Below are 18,230 nucleotides of genomic sequence, written 5' to 3' on the forward strand. Positions count from 1 at the left end.
GGCTGCGCACGGCGCTGGCCGGGCTTGGCGAGCCAGCCGGTGCCCCCGCGCTTGAGCTGGGCCAGCTGCGGCGGCAACTGCGCCAACGCCGGCAGCGGCGCTGGGCCGCGGCAGCGGCCATGGTGCTGGCCCTGGGTGTAGGGGGCTTGGGCGGCTGGCAGGCCCGCGATGCCACCCTGGCCAATGCCGAGCTGCCGATGGCCGATGCCGTGCAGGCGCACAAGTTGTTCGCCGCCAGCCAGGCGCTGGATATTCAGGCCAGCGACCCGGCCCAGTTGCGCGATTGGCTGGGCCGGCACTTCAACCGTGTCGGGCAGTTGCCAGACCTGGCGGGCTATGGCTTCAGGCCGGGGGGGGCGCGGTTGCTCAGCAACGAGCAAGGGCCCGCAGCCTTGTTGGTGTTCGAGGACGGCAAGGGCCAGCGTATCAGCCTGTTCATGCGTTCACCCAGCGAAGGCTTTCGGCGCATGCCGAACGGGCAACGGGTCGATGGCCAGCTGGAGGCGCGGTACTGGTCGCATGGGGCGTACAACTTTGCCTTGGTCAGCGCGGCGGACGATGTGCGTGGGGCGGGGGTAGGCGAGGTGCTGCGCCTGGGCTTGTAACCCAGGCTTTGCCGGCGCGCCCTTGTGTCGCGATCGAGCCGCCCCGGCAGACATGTTGCGCTCACACGGTCAGCTCAACTCAAGCCAGATCGGTGCATGATCGGACGGCTTTTCCATCCCGCGCAGTTCATAATCCACGCCTGCTGCCTTGATCCGCGGCACCAGCGCGTGCGAGGCCATGATCAGGTCGATGCGCAGGCCGCGCTTGGGCTCGTCTTCAAAGCCGCGGCTGCGGTAGTCGAACCAGCTGAAGCGGTCGTTCACGTCCGGGTACAGGTGGCGGAAACTGTCTACCAGGCCCCAGCCTTTCAAGCGCTCCATCCATTCGCGCTCTTCCGGCAGGAAACTGCACTTGCCGGTCTTCAGCCAGCGCTTGGCATTGTCCGGGCCAATGCCGATGTCGCAGTCCTGCGGCGAGATGTTCATGTCGCCCATCACCAGCACTGGCTGGTCGTTGCGGAACTGGCTTTCCAGCAGTACCTGCAGGTCGCTGTAGAAGCGCTGCTTGGCCGGAAACTTGGTGGGGTGGTCGCGGCTTTCGCCTTGGGGGAAGTAGCCGTTCATGATGGTGATCGGGTTGCCCTGGGCGTCGGCGAAGGTGCCCCAGATGAAGCGGCGCTGGGCGTCTTCTTCATCGCCGGCAAAGCCTTTGTGCAGGCTGAGCGGCGCCTGGCGCGAGAGCAGGGCGACGCCGTAGTGGCCCTTCTGCCCGTGGTAGTGCACGTGGTAACCCAGCGCCTGTACGTCGGCCAACGGGAACTGCTCGTCGCTGACCTTGGTTTCCTGCAGGCCGATCACGTCTGGTTGGTGCTTTTCGATCAGCGCTGCCAGCTGGTGCGGGCGGGCTCGCAGGCCGTTGATGTTGAAACAGACGATCTTCATGGAAAGACAATCCCGGTAAAAGGCGCGATGCTAGCGGACATCGCCGGCGATCACCAGCGTGGCGGGGCAGGAGGCCTGCTGCTAACGTGCTGTAAGGGTGGAACGAAGCGCGGAGCGCAACCTCCAAGGCTCTGAACGCCCATTCCAGGAGGTCTGCCCGCAATGCCCGAAACCACAGCCGCTCCGGCCCGTGTCTGCCTGCTCGATGATGGTTACAGCCGCGAGGTACGTTCCCTGCTGTACAACGCCTACCGGCACGAACCCACTTTTGCCTATATCTTCGAAGCCCAGCGCCCAGGCTATGAACGGCGCCTGCGGGTGATGGTGCGTGAATGGGTACGCCAGCACTTCTACCTGCAACTGCCTGCGATCGGCTTGCTGGTGGACGATCGCCTGGTGGCCGTGGCCCTGATCGTGCCGCCGCTGCGCCGCTTGGGTGTGGCGGACAGTTGGGCCTGGCGCCTGCGCATGATGCTCGGCACCGGCCTGCGCTGCACGCGGCGCTACATGGACTACCAGGCCGCTTTGTCGACCTGCCTGCCCAGTGATCAGGTGCATGTGCTGCCACTGCTGGGGGTGCACCCGCAGTTTCAAGGCAAGCAGTACGGCGAACAATTGTTACAAGCTGTGCATGACTGGTGCGCCGAAGACCCTGGCACCCAAGGCGTGGTGCTGGACACGGGCAATGAGCACTATCTGGCGTTCTACCAGCGCCAGGGTTACGAGGAAATTGGTGAGGTGGCCATAGGGCCGATCCGGGAACGGGTATTCTTTCACCCCAACCCGGTGGCTTCGACATCCGCTTTGGCCTGAACATGCCGCAAGGCGGCTCCCTTGAGCGTTCGGGTCTGGTAGCATTCGCCGCATGACGTATTCAGGAAGATTGACCTGGGGCTTGGTTATCTGGGCCGCCAGTTTTGCAGCATGGGGCCAGAGCGAGTTGCTGGTGCAGGTGAAACCGGCCAACAAGGCGCTCAAGGCCAATGTCGAAGGCTATATAGGCTCACTGGGTGACCGCGATGAAGAAGCACTGTTGCGCTTCAGTCGTGGTGCAGAGGAGCAGGCGCGCAAAGCCGCGCAGGCACTTGGCTACTATCAGGCGCAGATCGACAGCGAGGTCAAGCCTGCCAGCGATGCCGACCATTCCCCGCAGTTGATCCTCAGCATCAACCCGGGCGAGCCGATTCGGCTGCGCAACGTCACGGTGCGCATCGAGGGCCCGGCCAGTGACATGAAGGCCTTTCGGGTACCCGACAGCCGGGCGCTGCGCCCGGGTGAACAGCTCAACCACGGTACCTACGAGGATGCCAAGCGCCTGATCCAGAACCAGGCGTCGCGTTACGGCTTCTTCAGCGGGCGCTTCAGCCGCCAGCGCCTGGCGGTGGACCCGCAGGCCGGGGTGGCCGATATCGAATTGGTCTACCAGAGTGGCCCGCGCTACCGCCTTGGCGCAGTCACCTTTGGCGGCGACACGCCGCTGGACGAAGACCTGCTGCAGCGCATGGTGCCGTTCAAGCCAGGTACCCCGTACGACTGGGAGCTGATCGCCGAACTGAACAACGACCTGCAGTCGAGCGGTTATTTCGAAGGGGTACGGGTGGATGCGGCGCCCACCGCCGCGGTGGGTGAAGACATACCGGTGGACGTGCGCCTGGAAACCCGCAAACCCCGCACCATGGGGCTGGGCCTGGGTTACTCCACCGACGTCGGGCCGCGCGGCAAGGCCAACTGGACCCGCCACTGGGTCAACCCCCAAGGCCACAGCTATGGCTGGGAAACCGAGCTGTCGGCGCCGCGGCAGAACGTGGGGTTGTGGTACGACATTCCCCTCGATCCGCCGTTGACCGACAAATTGCGCTTTGCCGGCGGCTATCAGAATGAAGAACTTGCCGGTACCGACACCCTCAGCAAGCTGCTGACGGTGGGCCCCGAGTGGCACAGCAAGCTGCCCAGCGGTTGGCAACGGGTGATCTCGCTGAAATACCAACGCGAAGAGTACCGCCTGGGCGACGACAGCGGGTTGAGCAACCTGCTGATGCCCGGCGTTAGCTACTCGTTCCTGCGCAGTGACAACCGCATCGACCCGCACAATGGCTACCGCCTGCAATTCGATGTGCAGGTGGCCAAGGAAGGGCTGGTGTCGGACACCAACCTGCTGCACGGCAACGTGCTGCTCAAGGGCCTGACCACCCTGGGCCACAACCACCGCTTGCTTGGCCGCGTGCAGTTCGGCGGCAGCGCAACCAACGGTTTCAAGAACAATATCCCGCCGTCGCTGCGCTTCTTCGCCGGCGGCGACCAGAGCGTGCGCGGTTACGACTACCAGACCCTGTCGCCCGAAAACAGCGACGGTGACCGTATTGGCGGGCGTTACCTGGTGGCCGGCAGTTTCGAGTACCAGTACTCGCTGACCGAGAAGTGGCGGCTTGCCACATTCGTCGACCAAGGCAACTCGTTCAACGACCTGGAATTGCCCAGCCTGAAAACCGGGGTCGGTTTTGGTGTGCGCTGGGTGTCGCCAGTGGGGCCGCTGCGCCTGGACCTGGCCAAGGCGCTGGATGACGACGGTGGCATTCGCCTGCACTTTTCCATGGGGCCCGAGTTGTGAAACGCGTAATCAGATATACCCTGCTGGGCCTGGCTGGACTGCTGGCGGGCCTGGGCCTGGCCCTCGGCTTGCTGCTGGGTACCGAGGCCGGCAGCCGCTGGGCGCTGGGCAAGGTTCCCGGTTTGCAGGTCACCGACTTCCAGGGCCGCCTGGGGGGCAGCTGGCAAGCAAGCCGGTTAAGCTGGGCCGACGCCGGCAGCAAGGTCGAGCTGCAGGCCCCGCAGTTGGCATGGTCGCCTGCCTGCCTGCTGCGCGCCACCTTGTGCATCGACCGCTTGCAGGCCCAGCGCATCGACATGGCCTTTGCCCCAAGCACCGAGCCGGCCGACAGCGGCCCCCTGCAATTGCCGGCACTGCGCCTGCCGGTGGCCATCGAACTGGGCGAGGTGAAGGTCGGGCAGCTGCGCCTGGACGGCAGTGATCTGCTGGGCGACGTGCAGCTTGCAGCGCACTGGACCCGCGGTGGGATGCAGATCGACAGCCTGCACCTGCAGCGCGACGACCTGCTGCTGAACCTGCAAGGCCATATCCAGCCCGAAGGCGACTGGCCGACAACGCTGCAGGCGCAACTGCAGCTGCCGGCTGTAGGGGGCAAACCCTGGCAGCTGGCGCTGAACGCCGAGGGTGAACTGCAAAAGACCTTGAACCTCACGGGAGCCAGCAGCGGCTACCTGGACGCCACGTTGAGCGGCACGCTGCAGGCCCTGGCCGAGCACTTGCCTGCGACGCTGCAGATCCGTTCCGAAGCGTTCAAGCCGGCCGCTTCCTTGCCTGACACCTTGCAGTTGAACCAGCTCGACCTGGCAGCCAAGGGCGACCTGCTCAAGGGCTACCAGCTGTCGGGTACCGCCAACCTGCCCGCAGAACAATCGCCGATCGCCCTGGCGTTGTCCGGCCTGGTCGACAGCAAGGGGGCCAGGCTCGATGCCCTCGACCTTACCGCCAGCGACACCCAGCGCGTCAAGCTGCAAGCCACGGCAGACTGGCAGCAAGGCCTGACCGCCGATGCTCAGCTGGACTGGCAGGATTTTCCCTGGCTGCGCCTGTATCCGCTGGAAACGCCGCCACAGGTTACCCTCAAGCGCTTCAATACCCGTGTGCATTACCGTGATGGCAAGTATCAGGGGACCTTCGCCGGTGATCTTGACGGCCCGGCGGGGGCGTTCACCCTGGCCAGCCCTTTCGAAGGCGACCTGGATCAGGTCCGGCTGCCACAACTGGCGCTCACCGCCGGGCAGGGCAAGGCTGCCGGCAGTGTTGCAGTGCGCTTTGCCGATACCCTGGCGTGGGATGTCGACTTGCAACTGTCTGCACTCGACCCGGCCTACTGGCTGGCCGAGCTGCCTGGCACCCTGGCGGGGCCATTGCGTACCAAAGGCGAGGTGAAGGATGACGTGCTGAGCCTGGATGCCCAGCTTGACCTCAAGGGGCGCTTGCGCGGCCAGCCGGCTGTGTTCAAGGCCGAGGCACAAGGGGCCGGGCAGCGCTGGACACTGGGTGCGCTGGCGATCCAGCTGGGGGACAACCGGATCAATGGCAGTGGCAGCCTGCAGCAGCGCCTGGCCGGGCGCATCGACCTCGACTTGCCCCGCCTGGGCCAGCTGTGGCCCCGGCTGCAAGGCCAGGTCAAGGGGCGCGTGGATGTCGCCGGCACGCTGCAGGCGCCGCAAGGCACCCTGACGTTGCAGGGCCAGCGCCTGGCACAGGCTGAGAACCGCCTGCAACAACTGAACCTGGATGCCAAGCTCGACAGCGCCCAGCGTGGGGTGGTCGAGCTCAAGGCCACCGGCATTCACCTGGGTGACACGGCACTGGGCACGTTGCAGGCCAGCGGCAAGGGTGACATTCGCCAGCAGGCCCTGAACCTGGCCCTGGACGGCCCGCAGCTCAAGCTCGACCTGGGTCTGGATGGCCAGTTGAACAAGGGCGACTGGCGCGGGCGACTGGCCAGCGGGCGAGTCCAGGCCGGTGGCCAGGACTGGCAGTTGCAGGCCCCGGCGCGGTTGCAGCGGCTGGCCAACGGCCAGCTCGATTTCGGTGCCCACTGCTGGCGCTCTGGCCAGGCCAGCCTGTGTGGCGATGACCAACGCCTGGCGCCGGAGCCGCGCTTGCGCTACCACCTCAAGCAGTTCCCGCTGGGCAGCCTGGCGCAGTGGCTGCCCAAGGACTTCGCCTGGCAGGGGCTGCTCAACGCCGACATCAGCCTGGATATACCGGCCAGTGGCCCCAAGGGTAGCGTGGTGGTCGATGCCAGTGGCGGCACCCTGCGCGTGCGCGACAAAGGCCGCTGGATCGACTTCCCGTATCAGGCCCTGCGCCTGGACAGTACCCTGGCACCGCGGCGTATCGACACGCGCCTGGTATTCCGTGGCGAGCGGCTGGGTGAGCTGAACCTCAACACCCGGCTAGACCCGCTGGGCAAGAACAAGCCGCTGTCGGGTGATTTCCGCCTGGCTGGCCTGGACCTCTCGGTGGCCCGGCCCTTCGTGCCGATGGTCGAGCGGTTGGCCGGCCAGCTCAATGGCAGCGGCCAGCTCTCGGGGACCTTGCTGGCACCGCAGGTCAACGGCAACCTGGCGCTCAGTGGCGGCGAAGTCAGCGGCGCGGAGCTGCCAGCCAGCCTGCAGGCACTGTCTGTGCAGGCGCAGATCGCCGGTGAGCAGGTGCGCCTGGAAGGCAATTGGCGCAGTGGCGAAGCAGGGCGCGGGCAGTTGAGCGGCAACCTCACCTGGGGCCAGGCGCTGGGCATGGACGTGCGCTTGCAAGGCCAGCAACTGCCGATCACGGTGGAGCCCTACGCCACGCTGGAGGTCGCCCCGGACCTGACCTTGCGCCTGATCGACGACAAACTGGCGGTCACCGGCAAAGTACTGGTGCCCAAAGGCAAGATCACTGTGCGCGAATTACCGCCTTCTACCGTCAAGGTCTCGGACGATACGGTCATCGTTGGCCGCCAGACCGAGGAGGGCAAGCCACCCATGGCGATGGCCATGGACATTGACGTCGAAGTGGGCCAGGACAAGCTGTCGTTCACCGGCTTTGGCCTTACCGCCAACCTGCTTGGCCATGTGCACATCGGTGACAACCTCGACACCCGCGGTGAGTTGAGCCTGGCAGACGGTCGCTACCGCGCCTACGGCCAGCGCCTGACCATCCGCCGCGCGCGCCTGCTGTTCGCCGGGCCGATCGACCAGCCTTACCTGGACATCGAAGCCATCCGCAAGGTAAATGATGTGATTGCCGGTATTCGCTTGAGTGGCAGTGCCGAACAGCCGACCAGCCAGGTGTTTTCGGAGCCGGCCATGAGCCAGGAGCAGGCCTTGTCCTATCTGGTGCTGGGGCGGCCATTGGGCACCTCCGGCGAGGACAACAACATGCTCGCCGAAGCGGCACTGGGCCTCGGCCTGGCAGGCAGCGCCGGTATCACCGGTAGCCTGGCCTCCAGCCTGGGCATCGACGACTTCCAGCTGGATACCGAAGGCTCGGGCAATACCACCAGCGTGGTGGCCAGTGGCAACCTCACCGAGAAGCTGAGCCTTCGTTACGGGGTAGGGGTGTTCGAGCCAGCGAACACCATCGCTTTGCGTTACAAGTTGAGCAAGAAGGTCTACCTGGAGGCGGCCAGCGGTTTGGCCAGCTCCCTGGATATCTTCTACAAGCGCGACTTCTAGGTTGAACGCGGCGGCGCCGTCAACGGACGGTGGCCGCGTCGATGAACTCATTGCTGTCGGGTGAGGGTGGCGGGGTGGGGGCGCGTACCGGGGTGATCAGGCTGGTGTACTCCTCGATGAGCCGGTTCAGCGCTTCAGGCGGCTCACTGGCCTGAAATTGCATGCGGATCTGTACTTCGTCAGGGTCACGGCTGTCACCCTGGCGACCCTGGCCACCGATGGTGACCTTGAAGCTGGCGGCCTTGTTCTCGCTGGTGGGCAGGAGTGCCGGCTGTGCTTCGGTGCCTTTGACACGCACCGACAGGTCAACCTGCATGCGCTCCAGCGCCAGGCCTTTGGGCGACACCAGGGCGAACAGCGGTACACGCATGATGTGCTGGCCGTCCATGGCCACTTCCACCATCTTGGCTTTCATGGGGGCGCCCAACGCTTCGCTGTCACACTCGAAGAACTGGTCGAACAGGTTGATGTACTGCTGCGCGATCAGGCTGTTGGTGGCACTGGCGGCTTCTTGCAGGCCGCGAGTGATCTCGCGCAGGTCGATTGAAGTCATGGGCGCGGGGGCCTTGTCCATTGCGTGGGTTCCTCAGGCCAGAATGGCCCCTTGTTGCTCATCAAGGGGCCAGGCGGAAGTGAGCGAAAAACATCAAGGTCTGGTTCAACCTTTTTTGTCAGCTTTGTCCGTGGGTTTGTTTGCAGCGCCGGGTGCTTTGTCGTTTTCCAGCTTGAGCCCCGGTGTGTCGGCTGCCGGGTTCTTGAGGGTATCGCGCTGCGAGATCTGGTCTGGGCTTTCCAGGGCGGCGTTTTTGACCACCGTAGGTTTGGTCGCAGCGTCGGTGAGAAACTCGATCAAGCGCATGACCGCTTCCGGCGGCTCCTGGCGTTTGAGTGTGGTATTGAATGCATAGCGGGCGCGGGTATCGGTCTTGCGGGTTTGCGTGGATTTGTGGCTGACGCTGCCCCTGACGTTGAGCTTGAACGGCCCCCAGCCGAGCGAGCCGCTTGCGGTGGCGTTCATGTCCTTGCTGGTCACGTCCTCCGACATCTGGTTGATGACCAGCTCGAACTCGACATTACCCTCCTCGATGGTAATGTTCGGGTGGGTGATGGCCGCCAGCAGCGGCACCTTCATGGTCTTGCTGACCACACCTTTGTATTCGCCCTGTTCGTCGACGATGGTTTCGTCATAGTCGAACTGGATGGCTACGGCCTTGCCGTTCTGGATGCAGACCTGCATCAGGAAGTCGGCGTACGATTTACTCGCGGTAACCTGCGCCTGGACCATGGCTTGCAGGGGGCCGGCGATCATGCGATCCATGGGCAGGGCATTGATGACCGAGCCAATGAGGCTGTTGTCTATCGACATAGTGGGATGCTCTTTCTAGTGGGTTGGAGCCGCCGAGGGTGCTCTGGGCGGCAGGGGGTTCAGCGGGCGCACGCCTCCTGGCGGCGGATGTTGCCGATTTGGCGCAGGCTCAGGCCGTACTTGTTGGCCAGCAGGCTGCGGGACAGGCCATTGGCGCTTTCTTTCTGGATTTGCTGGTTACGCAGTTGGCGCAGGAAGTGGTCCGCCTTGGGGATCTCCAGGGCTACCCCGGCAAAGCGCTTGATCAGCGCATCGAGCGCTTCGGGCGGGAGTACGTCGGCGAGCTTGGTGCGCTCGCGGTGCTTGGGGATGTATTTGGGCCTGCCGCCGAACGCGCAGGTCAGCTGGTAGGCGTTGTCGATGCCGATGCAGGTGATCAGTGCCTGCAACGAGTGGGGCAATTGGCTGAGATCGATCTGGCTCAAGTCTGGCGTTTGCATGTGGCGCTCCTTCGGGATAAGGGGATATGCGACCCGATCACCCGTGGCGTTATGTCGGAGGGTGTGAGCAAATTCTGTGCGACAGCCAAGGCGTGTCGCTAGGCGGCATATGGGTTGGCGGCTGTAGCTTCGGTGAACAGGTTTTGCAGGCAGCAATATCCGCGCATGTAGGAAATGGCGTTGCTGATAGGCTGCATAGGGTGATTTCTCGCTCGCTCACTGCCGTTCTCAACGAAAGGGTGCTGAACCCTTAGTCGCAGGGGAAACTGCTCAGCAAGCTGGCGCTGTGCAGGTAGGCTTGGGGCGCCGTTCGCATGCTTGCAGGCAACGTTCGCCAATCCACCAGCAGGCACAGGGTGTACAGGGGCTGCCCATCGCGCTGGCCGATCACCTGCCCGTCAAAGCTGCGCCGGTACAGGGCCTGGGTCTGGCGTACGGCTTGCACCTGGTCGGCCTGGGCCAGGGTTTCCCGGGCCAGATGGGGGAGGCGGGTGGTGGGCACGGTGAAGTTCAGCGGCCTGTTGTCCCCGCCCAGGTAGCCGGCCTGGCGTACCCGTTGCCACAGTTGCTGCCACTGGCTGGTGCCGGCGTGGGTCGCCAGCTCGCGGCCCAGCTCCAGCAGGTGCTCGGCGGGTACCTGCTGGGTATCCAGGGCGTGAACGTAGACGGGGGAAAAAAACAGCGAAGTGAGGAGCAAGGCTTTGTACACGGTGCCTCCGGCATGGGTGCTTGGAGGTTTCATGCTTTCAGGCTGTCACCGCCTGACCCAGCAGGAAATGCAGCGCCGGGGGCGGTGCCCGTTGTATCATTGCCGCGGCTCATTGCGAGCCATTTGCCCCTGATGTTGCAAGGAACCTTCGATGACACACGTGCAGCGCCTCAAATATTCACTTCTGATCATACTGGTCGTACTGGGCCTGATGCTGGGCCTGTCCCACCTGCAGAAGCAGGGCACTATCAGTGAACAGACGTTCCAGATGCTGGCCATCGCCATTGCCGTGGTGGTGGTGGTGATCAATGGCATCCTGCGGCGCAAGGTCAAGCCTTGACCTGCGCGGGCCGGCCAAGCCTGGCCGGCCAGGCACTCAGCGCGCGGGCGCTTGTTCCAGTATGGCGCGCGCCTGGGGGGCAAGGCTGTAGCACTTGTCGCTGCCCAGCTGGATCACCCCCTCGCTGCACAGGCGCTTGAGCACTTCGCGCACGCTGAGGAACGACAGCGGAATATCCAGTTGCTCCAGTTGCGCGTGCACGCCACGCACGCCAATGCTGCGGCCATTGCGGTCGGCGGCGTGCAGGGCGTCGATCACCTTCAGGCGGATCAAGCTGGTGCGCAGGCCGAAGGTGCGCAGCAATTCGCGGATCTGCTCGTTGCCGGTGCGCTCGTCAGCAAATGCGTCCTGTCCCTTGGGCGCTTTGCCTGGAGCGCGCCCAGCCAGTAATGAGGGTTGCGGGTTGTACATGTGAATGCTCCTTTTCGTGGACGAACCCGAAATGTGGTTGCCTCACTTACTAGGACGAATGAGATCGCAAAAACTGCAACGCACGCGTTAAAAAAATGGCTGTTTTTCATCAAGACGTTCCATCGCCCTGTAAAACGTAAAATTTTCATCTGGCCATTCGTCTGAACGGGATAACCCGCGAACCCGAGGAATGCCCGTGTTTTCACTGTCCCGTCCCATGACCTGCGCCAGCCTGGCGGCCGCCCTGGTGGCCTGGAGTGCCACTGCGCCGGCGCAACCTGCAGCAGCCGACGCCAGCGCCCAGATCCGCCGCACCACCTTCGGCGTGCCGCACATCGTGGCCAGGGACGAGCGCGGCCTGGGCTACGGTGTCGGCTATGCCTACGCCCAGGACAACCTGTGCCTGCTGGCCAACGAAGTGTTGACCGTCAATGGCGAGCGCTCCCGGTACTTCGGCGCCACGGGCAAGACCTTGGAGCAACGCGACAACCTCAGCAGCGACCTGTTCTTCACCTGGCTCAACAGCCAGGCCGCTGTCGACGCGTTCCTCCTGGCGCAGCCGGCGCCGGAACAGGCACTGCTGGCCGGTTATGCCAGTGGCTACAACCGCGCGCTGGCCGAGCGCCGCCGCCAGGGCTTGCCTGCCGAGTGCGGAACGGGTGAGTGGGTGCGGCCGATCAGCAGCCAGGACTTGGTCAAGCTGACCCGCCGCTTGCTGGCCGAAGGCGGGGTTGGGCAGTTCGTGGAGGCACTGGCGGGGGCGCAACCGCCAGGGGCCGGCAGCCAGCTCGCGGCCGCTGGCTATGCCACCGCCCTGGCCCGGCAGGCGCGGTTTGCCACGGAGCGTGGCAGCAATGCCGTGGCGGTGGGTGCCCAGCGCTCGGCCAATGGCCATGGCCTGTTGCTGGCCAACCCGCATTTCCCGTGGATGGGTGGCATGCGCTTCTATCAGATGCACTTGACCATCCCCGGCCAGCTGAATGTCATGGGCGCGGCGCTGCCAGGCCTGCCGCTGATCAATATCGGTTTCAACCAGCACCTGGCGTGGACCCATACCGTCGATACCTCCACGCATTTCACCCTCTATCGCCTGCAGCTCGATCCCAAGGACCCGACCCGTTACCTGCTCGACGGCAAGTCATTGCCGCTGGCCCGGCAAACCGTCAGCGTGGCAGTCAAAGATGAGGATGGGCGACTGAGCCAGGTACAGCGTGAGGTGTACAGCTCGCAGTTCGGTCCGGTGGTGCAATGGCCTGGCCGCCTGGACTGGGACACGCATGCGGCCTACAGCCTGCGTGACGCCAACCTGGACAATACCCGCGTGCTGCAGCAGTGGAACCAGATCAACCGCGCTGAAAGCCTGGCGGCCCTGCGCGGCTCGGTCGAGCAATTGCAGGGTATCCCGTGGGTCAACACCATTGCGGTGGACCAGGCGGGCAGGGCCTTGTACCTGAACCAGTCAGTGGTGCCTTATGTGGACCAGCAGATGCTCGACAGTTGCAGCAACCCGCAAGCGCCGGGCAGCCTGGTGGTGCTGGACGGCTCACGCAGTGCCTGCCAGTGGAAGGTCGATGCCCAGGCGGCACAACCGGGTATTTTCCCGGCAAGGCTGCTGCCAAGCCTTGAGCGCGAGGATTACGTGCAAAACTCCAACGACCCGGCCTGGCTGGCCAACCCGGCGCAGCCCCTGACCGGGTTTTCGCCGCTGGTCAGCCGCAGTGACCAGCCGCTGGGCATGCGCGGCCGCTTTGCCCTGCAGCGCTTGCAGGGCAAAGCGCGGTTGGGCGTCGATGACCTGCAGCGCATGGTCACCGACGACGAAGTCTACCTGGCCAGCCTGGTGCTGCCCGACTTGCTGCAATGGTGCCAGGGCGCCAGTGCAGACGTGCAGGCCCTATGCACCAGCCTGGCGAACTGGGATGGCAAGGCCGACCTCGAGAGCGGCGTGGGCCTGGTGCATTTCCACAACCTGCTCACCGCCTTGGCTGAGCACCCGGACAGCTGGCGGGTTGCGTTCGACCCGGCCGACCCGCAACACACCCCGCGCGGGCTGGCCGTGGAGCAGGCGGCCGTGCGCAAGCGGGTGCACGAGGCGGCACTGGCCTCACTGCAGCAGGTGGCCGAGAGCGGTATGGCGCCACAGGTGAAGTGGGGGCAGGTGCAGCAGGCAGTCGATGGCACGCCGGTGCCGGGCGGCCCACAGGCCTTGGGGGTGTACAACGCGATGTACAGTGTGCCGCACGGGCAGGGCAAGCGCCTGGTGGTCAGTGGTACCAGTTATCTGCAATTGGTCAGTTTCACCGACAAAGGGCCAGAGGCCCGCGGGTTACTGGCGTTTTCGCAGTCCAGCGAGGCGGCATCGGCACACGCCAGTGACCAGACCAAGGCCTTTGCGGCCAAGCAGCTGGCGGTAATTCCCTTTACCGAGGCGCAGATCAAGGCTGACCCGCAGTACCGCGAAGTGGTGATCAGTGAAGCCGACAAGGGCGCAGTGGCACAGCACTAAGGGCGTTTGGCTCGATCGCCGGCGAGCCAGCGTCCACAAGCTCCCCACCGTATTGAAGGCCTGGTGGGAATTGGGGGCCGGCTTGCCGGCGACGTTGCCTTCAGGAAAAGTCGAACGGCGCCAACTGAAACCCTTGCTCGTCAACCTGCAAGGCCCAGCCCCGGCGGTCCCAGTCGCCCAGCACGATGCGCCGGGCCGGTTGGCCGTCCACGACCAGCTTGTGAATCGCTGGCCGATGGGTATGGCCATGCACCAGGGTACGCACGCCATGCGCCGCCATTACCTTGGGCACTTCTTCTGGCGTGACGTCGACGATTTCAGTGGATTTCATCCGCCCCTGGGTGCGGCTTTCGCTGCGCAGCTTGCGTGCCAGTCTGTAGCGAGCCGACAGCGGCAGGTGGCGCAGAACCCACAGGCTCAGCGGGTTGCGCAGCAGGCGGCGCATTTTCATGTAGCCCACGTCGCGGGTGCACAAGGTGTCGCCGTGCATCAGCAATACCTGCTCACCGCCCAGCTCGATCACGCAGGGGTCGTCGAGCAACGTGCAGCCGGCCGCCTCGCAGAAGCGCTGGCCAAGCAGGAAGTCACGGTTGCCATGCATCAGGTAGATGGCCGTGCCGCTGTCGCCCAGCTGCCGCAGGGCACGGCAGATCGACTGCTGGAACGGCGTCATGGCATCGTCGCCTATCCAGGCCTCGAAGAAATCGCCAAGAATGTACAGCGCCTGGGCGTGGCGCGCGCGGCCATCGAGCAGATCAAGAAACGCCCGGGTAATGTCCGGGCGTTCTTCTTGCAGGTGCAGATCAGAGATCAGCAGAATCACTCAATGATCTCGGCTTTCTCGATGACCACGTCGTCTTTCGGCACGTCCTGGTGGCCGGCTTTGGAACCGGTGGCGACTTTCTCGATGGCATCGACCACTTCACGGCCTTCGATCACTTCACCGAACACCGCGTAGCCCCAGCCCTGCACGTTCTTGCCGCTGTGGTTGAGGAAGTCGTTGTCGGCGGCGTTGATGAAGAACTGGGCCGAGGCAGAGTGCGGCTCCATGGTACGGGCCATGGCGATGCTGTACTTGGTGTTCTTCAGGCCGTTGTCAGCTTCGTTCTGGATGCTGGCGCGGGTTTTCTTCTGGCTCATGCCAGGCTCGAAGCCACCGCCCTGGATCATGAAACCTTTGATCACACGGTGGAACACGGTGTTGTCGAAATGGCCGTCTTTGACGTATTGAACGAAGTTCTCAACAGTTTGCGGAGCTTTTTCGGCGTTCAGTTGCAGGACGATATCGCCGTGGTTGGTGCTCAGTTTGACTTTGGACATGCTGAAATTCGCTCTTTCAAGGCATACGGGAATGAGGGCGCGCAGGGCGCGTGCTTACACCTGACGCAGGCTCGGGCGCTCGCGACACATGGCGCGCGCCGGCCATTTTGCCACGCCGCGGCAAAAAGCCGTGATAAATCACGCCAGTTTATCCGGGCCCGACTGTCGGCAGCTTGACTGCTTCGGCTATGATAGGCCCTTTGATTCAATCGGCCTACCCAGGCCGGACACGTGCATTCAAGGATCCTATGAGCAAGCCCACTGCCGACAACGCGCCCAACGCCGCTGCCAAAGGCGCCCCCGCTGTCCCTGCGAACTTCCTGCGGCCGATCATCCAGGCCGACCTGGATTCGGGCAAGCACAGCAGCATCGTCACCCGCTTCCCGCCGGAACCCAATGGCTACCTGCACATTGGTCACGCCAAGTCGATCTGCGTCAACTTTGGCCTGGCCAAGGAATTCGGTGGCGCCTGTCACTTGCGTTTCGACGACACCAACCCGGCCAAGGAAGACCAGGAGTACATCGACGCCATCCAGCGCGACGTGAAATGGCTGGGTTTCGACTGGGCCGGTGATGTGCGCTATGCCTCCGACTACTTCGACCAGTTGCACGACTGGGCGGTCGAGCTGATCAAGCGCGGCAAGGCCTATGTCTGCGACCTCACCCCCGAGCAGGCCAAGGAATACCGCGGCAACCTCAAGGAGCCAGGCAAGAACAGCCCGTTCCGCGACCGCAGCGTGGAAGAAAACCTCGACCTGTTCGCCCGTATGAAAGCCGGTGAATTCCAGGACGGCGAGCGCGTGCTGCGGGCCAAGATCGACATGGCCTCGCCGAACATGAACCTGCGCGACCCGATCCTGTACCGCATCCGCCATGCCCACCACCACCAGACCGGTGACAAGTGGTGCATCTACCCCAACTACGACTTCACCCATGGCCAGTCGGACGCCATCGAGGGCATCACCCACTCGATTTGCACCCTGGAGTTCGAAGGCCACCGCCCGCTGTACGACTGGTTCCTCGATAACCTGCCCGTGCCGGCACACCCGCGCCAGTACGAGTTCAGCCGGCTGAACCTCAACTACACCATCACCTCCAAGCGCAAGCTCAAGCAGTTGGTGGACGAAAAGCACGTCGACGCCTGGGACGACCCGCGCATGTCGACCTTGTCCGGCTTCCGCCGCCGTGGCTACACCCCGGCCTCGATCCGCAACTTCTGCGAAATGATCGGCACCAACCGGTCCGATGGCGTGGTCGACATGTCGATGCTCGAGTTCAGCATCCGTGACGACCTGGACCGCACCGCACCGCGTGCCATGTGCGTGCTGCGCCCGCTGAAGGTGGTCATTACCAACTACCCGCAGGGCCAGGTCGAGCAACTGGAACTGCCACGCCACCCGAAGGAAGACATGGGCGTGCGTGTGCTGCCGTTCTCCCGCGAGCTGTACATCGACCGCGACGACTTCATGGAAACCCCGCCCAAGGGCTACAAGCGCCTCGAGCCAGCCGGTGAGGTGCGCCTGCGGGGCAGCTACGTGATCCGTGCCGACGAAGCCATCAAGGACGCCGACGGCAACATCGTCGAGCTGCATTGCTCGTACGACCCGGACACCCTGGGCAAGAATCCGGAAGGCCGCAAGGTCAAAGGCGTGATCCACTGGGTGCCGGCCGAAGGCAGCGTCGAGTGCGAAGTACGCCTGTACGATCGCCTGTTCCGCTCGGCCAACCCGGAAAAGACCGAAGAGGGCGGCAGCTTCCTCGACAACATCAACCCCGACTCGCTGCAAGTGCTCAGCGGTTGCCGTGCCGAGCCGTCGTTGGCCCAGGCGCAGCCCGAGGACCGCTTCCAGTTCGAGCGCGAAGGCTACTTCTGCGCCGACCTGAAAGACAGCCAGCCGGGCCGCCCGGTGTTCAACCGCACCGTCACCCTGCGTGACTCCTGGGGCAGCTGAGGAACCGCCGTGCTAACCATCTACAACACCCTGACCAAAGCCAAGGAAACCTTCAAGCCGTTGGATGGCAACAAGGTGCGCATGTACGTTTGCGGCATGACCGTGTACGACTACTGCCACCTGGGCCACGGCCGCAGCATGGTGGCGTTCGACCTGGTCACCCGCTGGCTGCGCAAGAGCGGTTACGAGCTGACCTACGTGCGCAATATCACCGACATCGATGACAAGATCATCAACCGGGCCAACGAGAACGGCGAAAGCTTCGACGCCCTCACGGCGCGCATGATCGACGCGATGCACGAAGACGAGCGCCGTCTGAACATCCTGCCGCCAGACCAGGAACCGCGTGCCACCGACCATATCGCCGGCATGCACGCGATGATCCAGACCCTGATCGACAAGGGGTATGCCTACGCGCCGGGCAATGGCGACGTGTACTACCGCGTCGGCAAGTTCGTGGGCTACGGCAAGCTGTCGCGCAAGAAGATCGAAGACCTGCGCATCGGCGCCCGCATCGAGGTCGACGAGGCCAAGCAAGACCCGCTCGATTTCGTGCTGTGGAAGGGCGTCAAGCCGGGCGAGCCAAGCTGGGAGTCGCCATGGGGCCCGGGCCGTCCGGGCTGGCACATCGAGTGCTCGGTGATGTCCACCTGCTGCCTGGGTGAGAGCTTCGACATTCATGGTGGCGGCAGCGACCTGGAGTTCCCGCACCACGAGAACGAGATTGCCCAGAGCGAGGCGGCCACCGGCAAGCAGTACGCCAACGCCTGGATGCACTGCGGCATGATCCGTATCAATGGCGAGAAGATGTCGAAGTCGTTGAACAACTTCTTCACCATCCGTGATGTGCTCGAAAAGTACCACCCGGAGGTGGTTCGCTACCTGCTGGTGGCCAGCCACTACCGCAGTGCCATCAACTACTCGGAAGACAGCCTGCGCGACGCCAAGGGTGCCCTGGAGCGCTTCTACCACGCCTTGCGCGGCCTGCCGCGCGTGGCGGCCAAGGGCGGCGAGGCCTTTGTCGAGCGCTTCAGCGTGGCGATGAATGACGACTTTGGCACGCCCGAGGCCTGCGCTGTGCTGTTCGACCTGGTGCGTGAGATCAACCGCCTGCGCGACAGCGATGTAGACGCTGCTGCCGGCCTGGCCGGTCGCCTGCGGGAGCTGGGTGATGTGCTGGGTGTGCTGCAGCTGGACGCCGATGACTTCCTGCGTGCGGGCGCCGAAGGCAAGGTCGATGCGGCAGAGGTCGAGGGCTTGATCCAGGCGCGCCTGCAGGCGCGGGCAGACAAGAACTGGGCCGAGTCCGACCGCATTCGCGACCAGCTGACCGCCATGGGCGTGGTGTTGGAAGACAGCAAGGGTGCCACTACCTGGCGTCTGGCTGACTGATCGGTGCAACTGGGGCCGCTTTGCGGCC

16 protein-coding genes are annotated in these 18,230 nt (G+C 64.2%); 8 read left to right on the forward strand and 8 right to left on the reverse strand.

The features are described 5' to 3' along the window. Positions 1-605, forward strand: a 605-nt coding sequence (locus G1E_RS08775; RefSeq protein ID WP_047149770.1) for a hypothetical protein, incomplete at its 5' end; no start/stop codon positions are given. 69 nt (positions 606-674) lie between these two features. Here the strand turns inward: G1E_RS08775 and xthA are convergent. Beyond that, positions 675-1,487 carry an exodeoxyribonuclease III gene (xthA, locus tag G1E_RS08780; protein ID WP_009682174.1) on the reverse strand — a complete coding sequence of 271 codons (813 nt, stop codon included), beginning with the start codon at positions 1,485-1,487 and terminating at the stop codon, positions 675-677. 162 nt (positions 1,488-1,649) lie between these two features. Here xthA and G1E_RS08785 point away from each other — a divergent pair, with 162 nt between their 5' ends. Genes G1E_RS08785 through G1E_RS08795 form a run of 3 tightly spaced genes read left to right on the forward strand, consistent with a single transcriptional unit; the run spans position 1,650 to position 7,766 of the window. Then, complete coding sequence (locus G1E_RS08785) at positions 1,650-2,300, forward strand: N-acetyltransferase (protein ID WP_009682173.1); 651 nt, start codon at positions 1,650-1,652, stop codon at positions 2,298-2,300. Between the two features lie 52 nt (positions 2,301-2,352). After that, complete coding sequence (locus G1E_RS08790; RefSeq protein WP_033690269.1) at positions 2,353-4,095, forward strand: autotransporter assembly complex family protein; 1,743 nt, start codon at positions 2,353-2,355, stop codon at positions 4,093-4,095. Beyond that, positions 4,092-7,766, forward strand: coding sequence for a translocation/assembly module TamB domain-containing protein (locus G1E_RS08795; protein WP_047149771.1), 3,675 nt, complete (start codon positions 4,092-4,094; stop codon positions 7,764-7,766). The genes G1E_RS08790 and G1E_RS08795 overlap by 4 nt, the downstream gene beginning before the upstream one ends. 19 nt (positions 7,767-7,785) lie before the next feature. Here the strand turns inward: G1E_RS08795 and G1E_RS08800 are convergent, their stop codons facing one another. The 4 genes from G1E_RS08800 to G1E_RS08815 form a co-directional block, all read right to left on the reverse strand. Then, the gene (locus G1E_RS08800; protein WP_009682168.1) at positions 7,786-8,340 is read right to left on the reverse strand and encodes a DUF2589 domain-containing protein; all 555 of its coding nucleotides are present in this window, start codon (positions 8,338-8,340) and stop codon (positions 7,786-7,788) included. Between the two features lie 84 nt (positions 8,341-8,424). After that, positions 8,425-9,132 (reverse strand): DUF2589 domain-containing protein, encoded by a 708-nt coding sequence (locus G1E_RS08805; protein ID WP_009682167.1) that lies wholly within the window; start codon positions 9,130-9,132, stop codon positions 8,425-8,427. Between the two features lie 59 nt (positions 9,133-9,191). Then, entirely contained in the window at positions 9,192-9,572 is a 381-nt protein-coding gene (locus tag G1E_RS08810; RefSeq protein ID WP_009682166.1) for a Mor transcription activator family protein, read from the reverse strand. A gap of 250 nt (positions 9,573-9,822) precedes the next feature. Continuing rightward, positions 9,823-10,281 carry a hypothetical protein gene (locus tag G1E_RS08815; RefSeq protein ID WP_033690243.1) on the reverse strand — a complete coding sequence of 153 codons (459 nt, stop codon included), beginning with the start codon at positions 10,279-10,281 and terminating at the stop codon, positions 9,823-9,825. Between the two features lie 151 nt (positions 10,282-10,432). On the opposite strand from G1E_RS08815, the gene G1E_RS08820 reads away from it, so the two are divergent. Next, positions 10,433-10,621: a hypothetical protein gene (locus G1E_RS08820; protein WP_003248064.1), complete on the forward strand. Its 189-nt coding sequence runs from the start codon at positions 10,433-10,435 to the stop codon at positions 10,619-10,621. Between the two features lie 36 nt (positions 10,622-10,657). Here the strand turns inward: G1E_RS08820 and G1E_RS08825 are convergent, their stop codons facing one another. Next, positions 10,658-11,032 carry a hypothetical protein gene (locus G1E_RS08825; protein WP_009682163.1) on the reverse strand — a complete coding sequence of 125 codons (375 nt, stop codon included), beginning with the start codon at positions 11,030-11,032 and terminating at the stop codon, positions 10,658-10,660. A 196-nt stretch (positions 11,033-11,228) separates the two neighbouring features. Between G1E_RS08825 and G1E_RS08830 the strand changes: the two genes are divergently transcribed. Beyond that, positions 11,229-13,538 carry an acylase gene (locus tag G1E_RS08830; RefSeq protein ID WP_047149772.1) on the forward strand — a complete coding sequence of 770 codons (2,310 nt, stop codon included), beginning with the start codon at positions 11,229-11,231 and terminating at the stop codon, positions 13,536-13,538. A 100-nt stretch (positions 13,539-13,638) separates the two neighbouring features. Here G1E_RS08830 and G1E_RS08835 read toward each other — a convergent pair whose 3' ends face one another. Both G1E_RS08835 and G1E_RS08840 read right to left on the reverse strand, forming a co-directional pair. Beyond that, positions 13,639-14,361, reverse strand: coding sequence for a UDP-2,3-diacylglucosamine diphosphatase (locus G1E_RS08835; RefSeq protein WP_009682160.1), 723 nt, complete (start codon positions 14,359-14,361; stop codon positions 13,639-13,641). Beyond that, positions 14,358-14,858, reverse strand: a complete 501-nt coding sequence (locus tag G1E_RS08840; RefSeq protein ID WP_009682159.1) for a peptidylprolyl isomerase — start codon at positions 14,856-14,858, stop codon at positions 14,358-14,360. Before G1E_RS08840 ends, G1E_RS08835 begins: the two co-directional genes overlap by 4 nt. A 248-nt stretch (positions 14,859-15,106) precedes the next feature. Between G1E_RS08840 and G1E_RS08845 the strand changes: the two genes are divergently transcribed. Together G1E_RS08845 and cysS are read left to right on the forward strand one after the other, a co-directional pair. Beyond that, the gene (locus G1E_RS08845; protein ID WP_009682158.1) at positions 15,107-16,810 is read left to right on the forward strand and encodes a glutamine--tRNA ligase/YqeY domain fusion protein; all 1,704 of its coding nucleotides are present in this window, start codon (positions 15,107-15,109) and stop codon (positions 16,808-16,810) included. Positions 16,811-16,819: 9 nt separating this feature from the next. Beyond that, positions 16,820-18,202: a cysteine--tRNA ligase gene (gene cysS, locus G1E_RS08850; RefSeq protein ID WP_009682157.1), complete on the forward strand. Its 1,383-nt coding sequence runs from the start codon at positions 16,820-16,822 to the stop codon at positions 18,200-18,202. Positions 18,203-18,230: the final 28 nt, after the last annotated feature.

Origin of the sequence: Pseudomonas sp. TJI-51 (genome assembly GCF_000190455.2) — a bacterium.
GTDB classification, from domain to species: Bacteria; Pseudomonadota; Gammaproteobacteria; order Pseudomonadales; family Pseudomonadaceae; genus Aquipseudomonas; species Aquipseudomonas juntendi.

What these genes read in the sequence shown, in the direction of transcription:
- G1E_RS08805 (WP_009682167.1), bottom strand. Translation starts at nt 9,132, where the DNA reads ATGTCGATAGACAACAGCCTCATTGGCTCGGTCATCAATGCCCTGCCC.
- G1E_RS08800 (WP_009682168.1), bottom strand. Translation starts at nt 8,340, where the DNA reads ATGGACAAGGCCCCCGCGCCCATGACTTCAATCGACCTGCGCGAGATC.
- G1E_RS08825 (WP_009682163.1), bottom strand. Translation starts at nt 11,032, where the DNA reads ATGTACAACCCGCAACCCTCATTACTGGCTGGGCGCGCTCCAGGCAAA.
- G1E_RS08840 (WP_009682159.1), bottom strand. Translation starts at nt 14,858, where the DNA reads ATGTCCAAAGTCAAACTGAGCACCAACCACGGCGATATCGTCCTGCAA.
- G1E_RS08810 (WP_009682166.1), bottom strand. Translation starts at nt 9,572, where the DNA reads ATGCAAACGCCAGACTTGAGCCAGATCGATCTCAGCCAATTGCCCCAC.
- G1E_RS08820 (WP_003248064.1), top strand. Translation starts at nt 10,433, where the DNA reads ATGACACACGTGCAGCGCCTCAAATATTCACTTCTGATCATACTGGTC.
- xthA (WP_009682174.1), bottom strand. Translation starts at nt 1,487, where the DNA reads ATGAAGATCGTCTGTTTCAACATCAACGGCCTGCGAGCCCGCCCGCAC.
- G1E_RS08790 (WP_033690269.1), top strand. Translation starts at nt 2,353, where the DNA reads ATGACGTATTCAGGAAGATTGACCTGGGGCTTGGTTATCTGGGCCGCC.
- G1E_RS08845 (WP_009682158.1), top strand. Translation starts at nt 15,107, where the DNA reads ATGAGCAAGCCCACTGCCGACAACGCGCCCAACGCCGCTGCCAAAGGC.
- G1E_RS08785 (WP_009682173.1), top strand. Translation starts at nt 1,650, where the DNA reads ATGCCCGAAACCACAGCCGCTCCGGCCCGTGTCTGCCTGCTCGATGAT.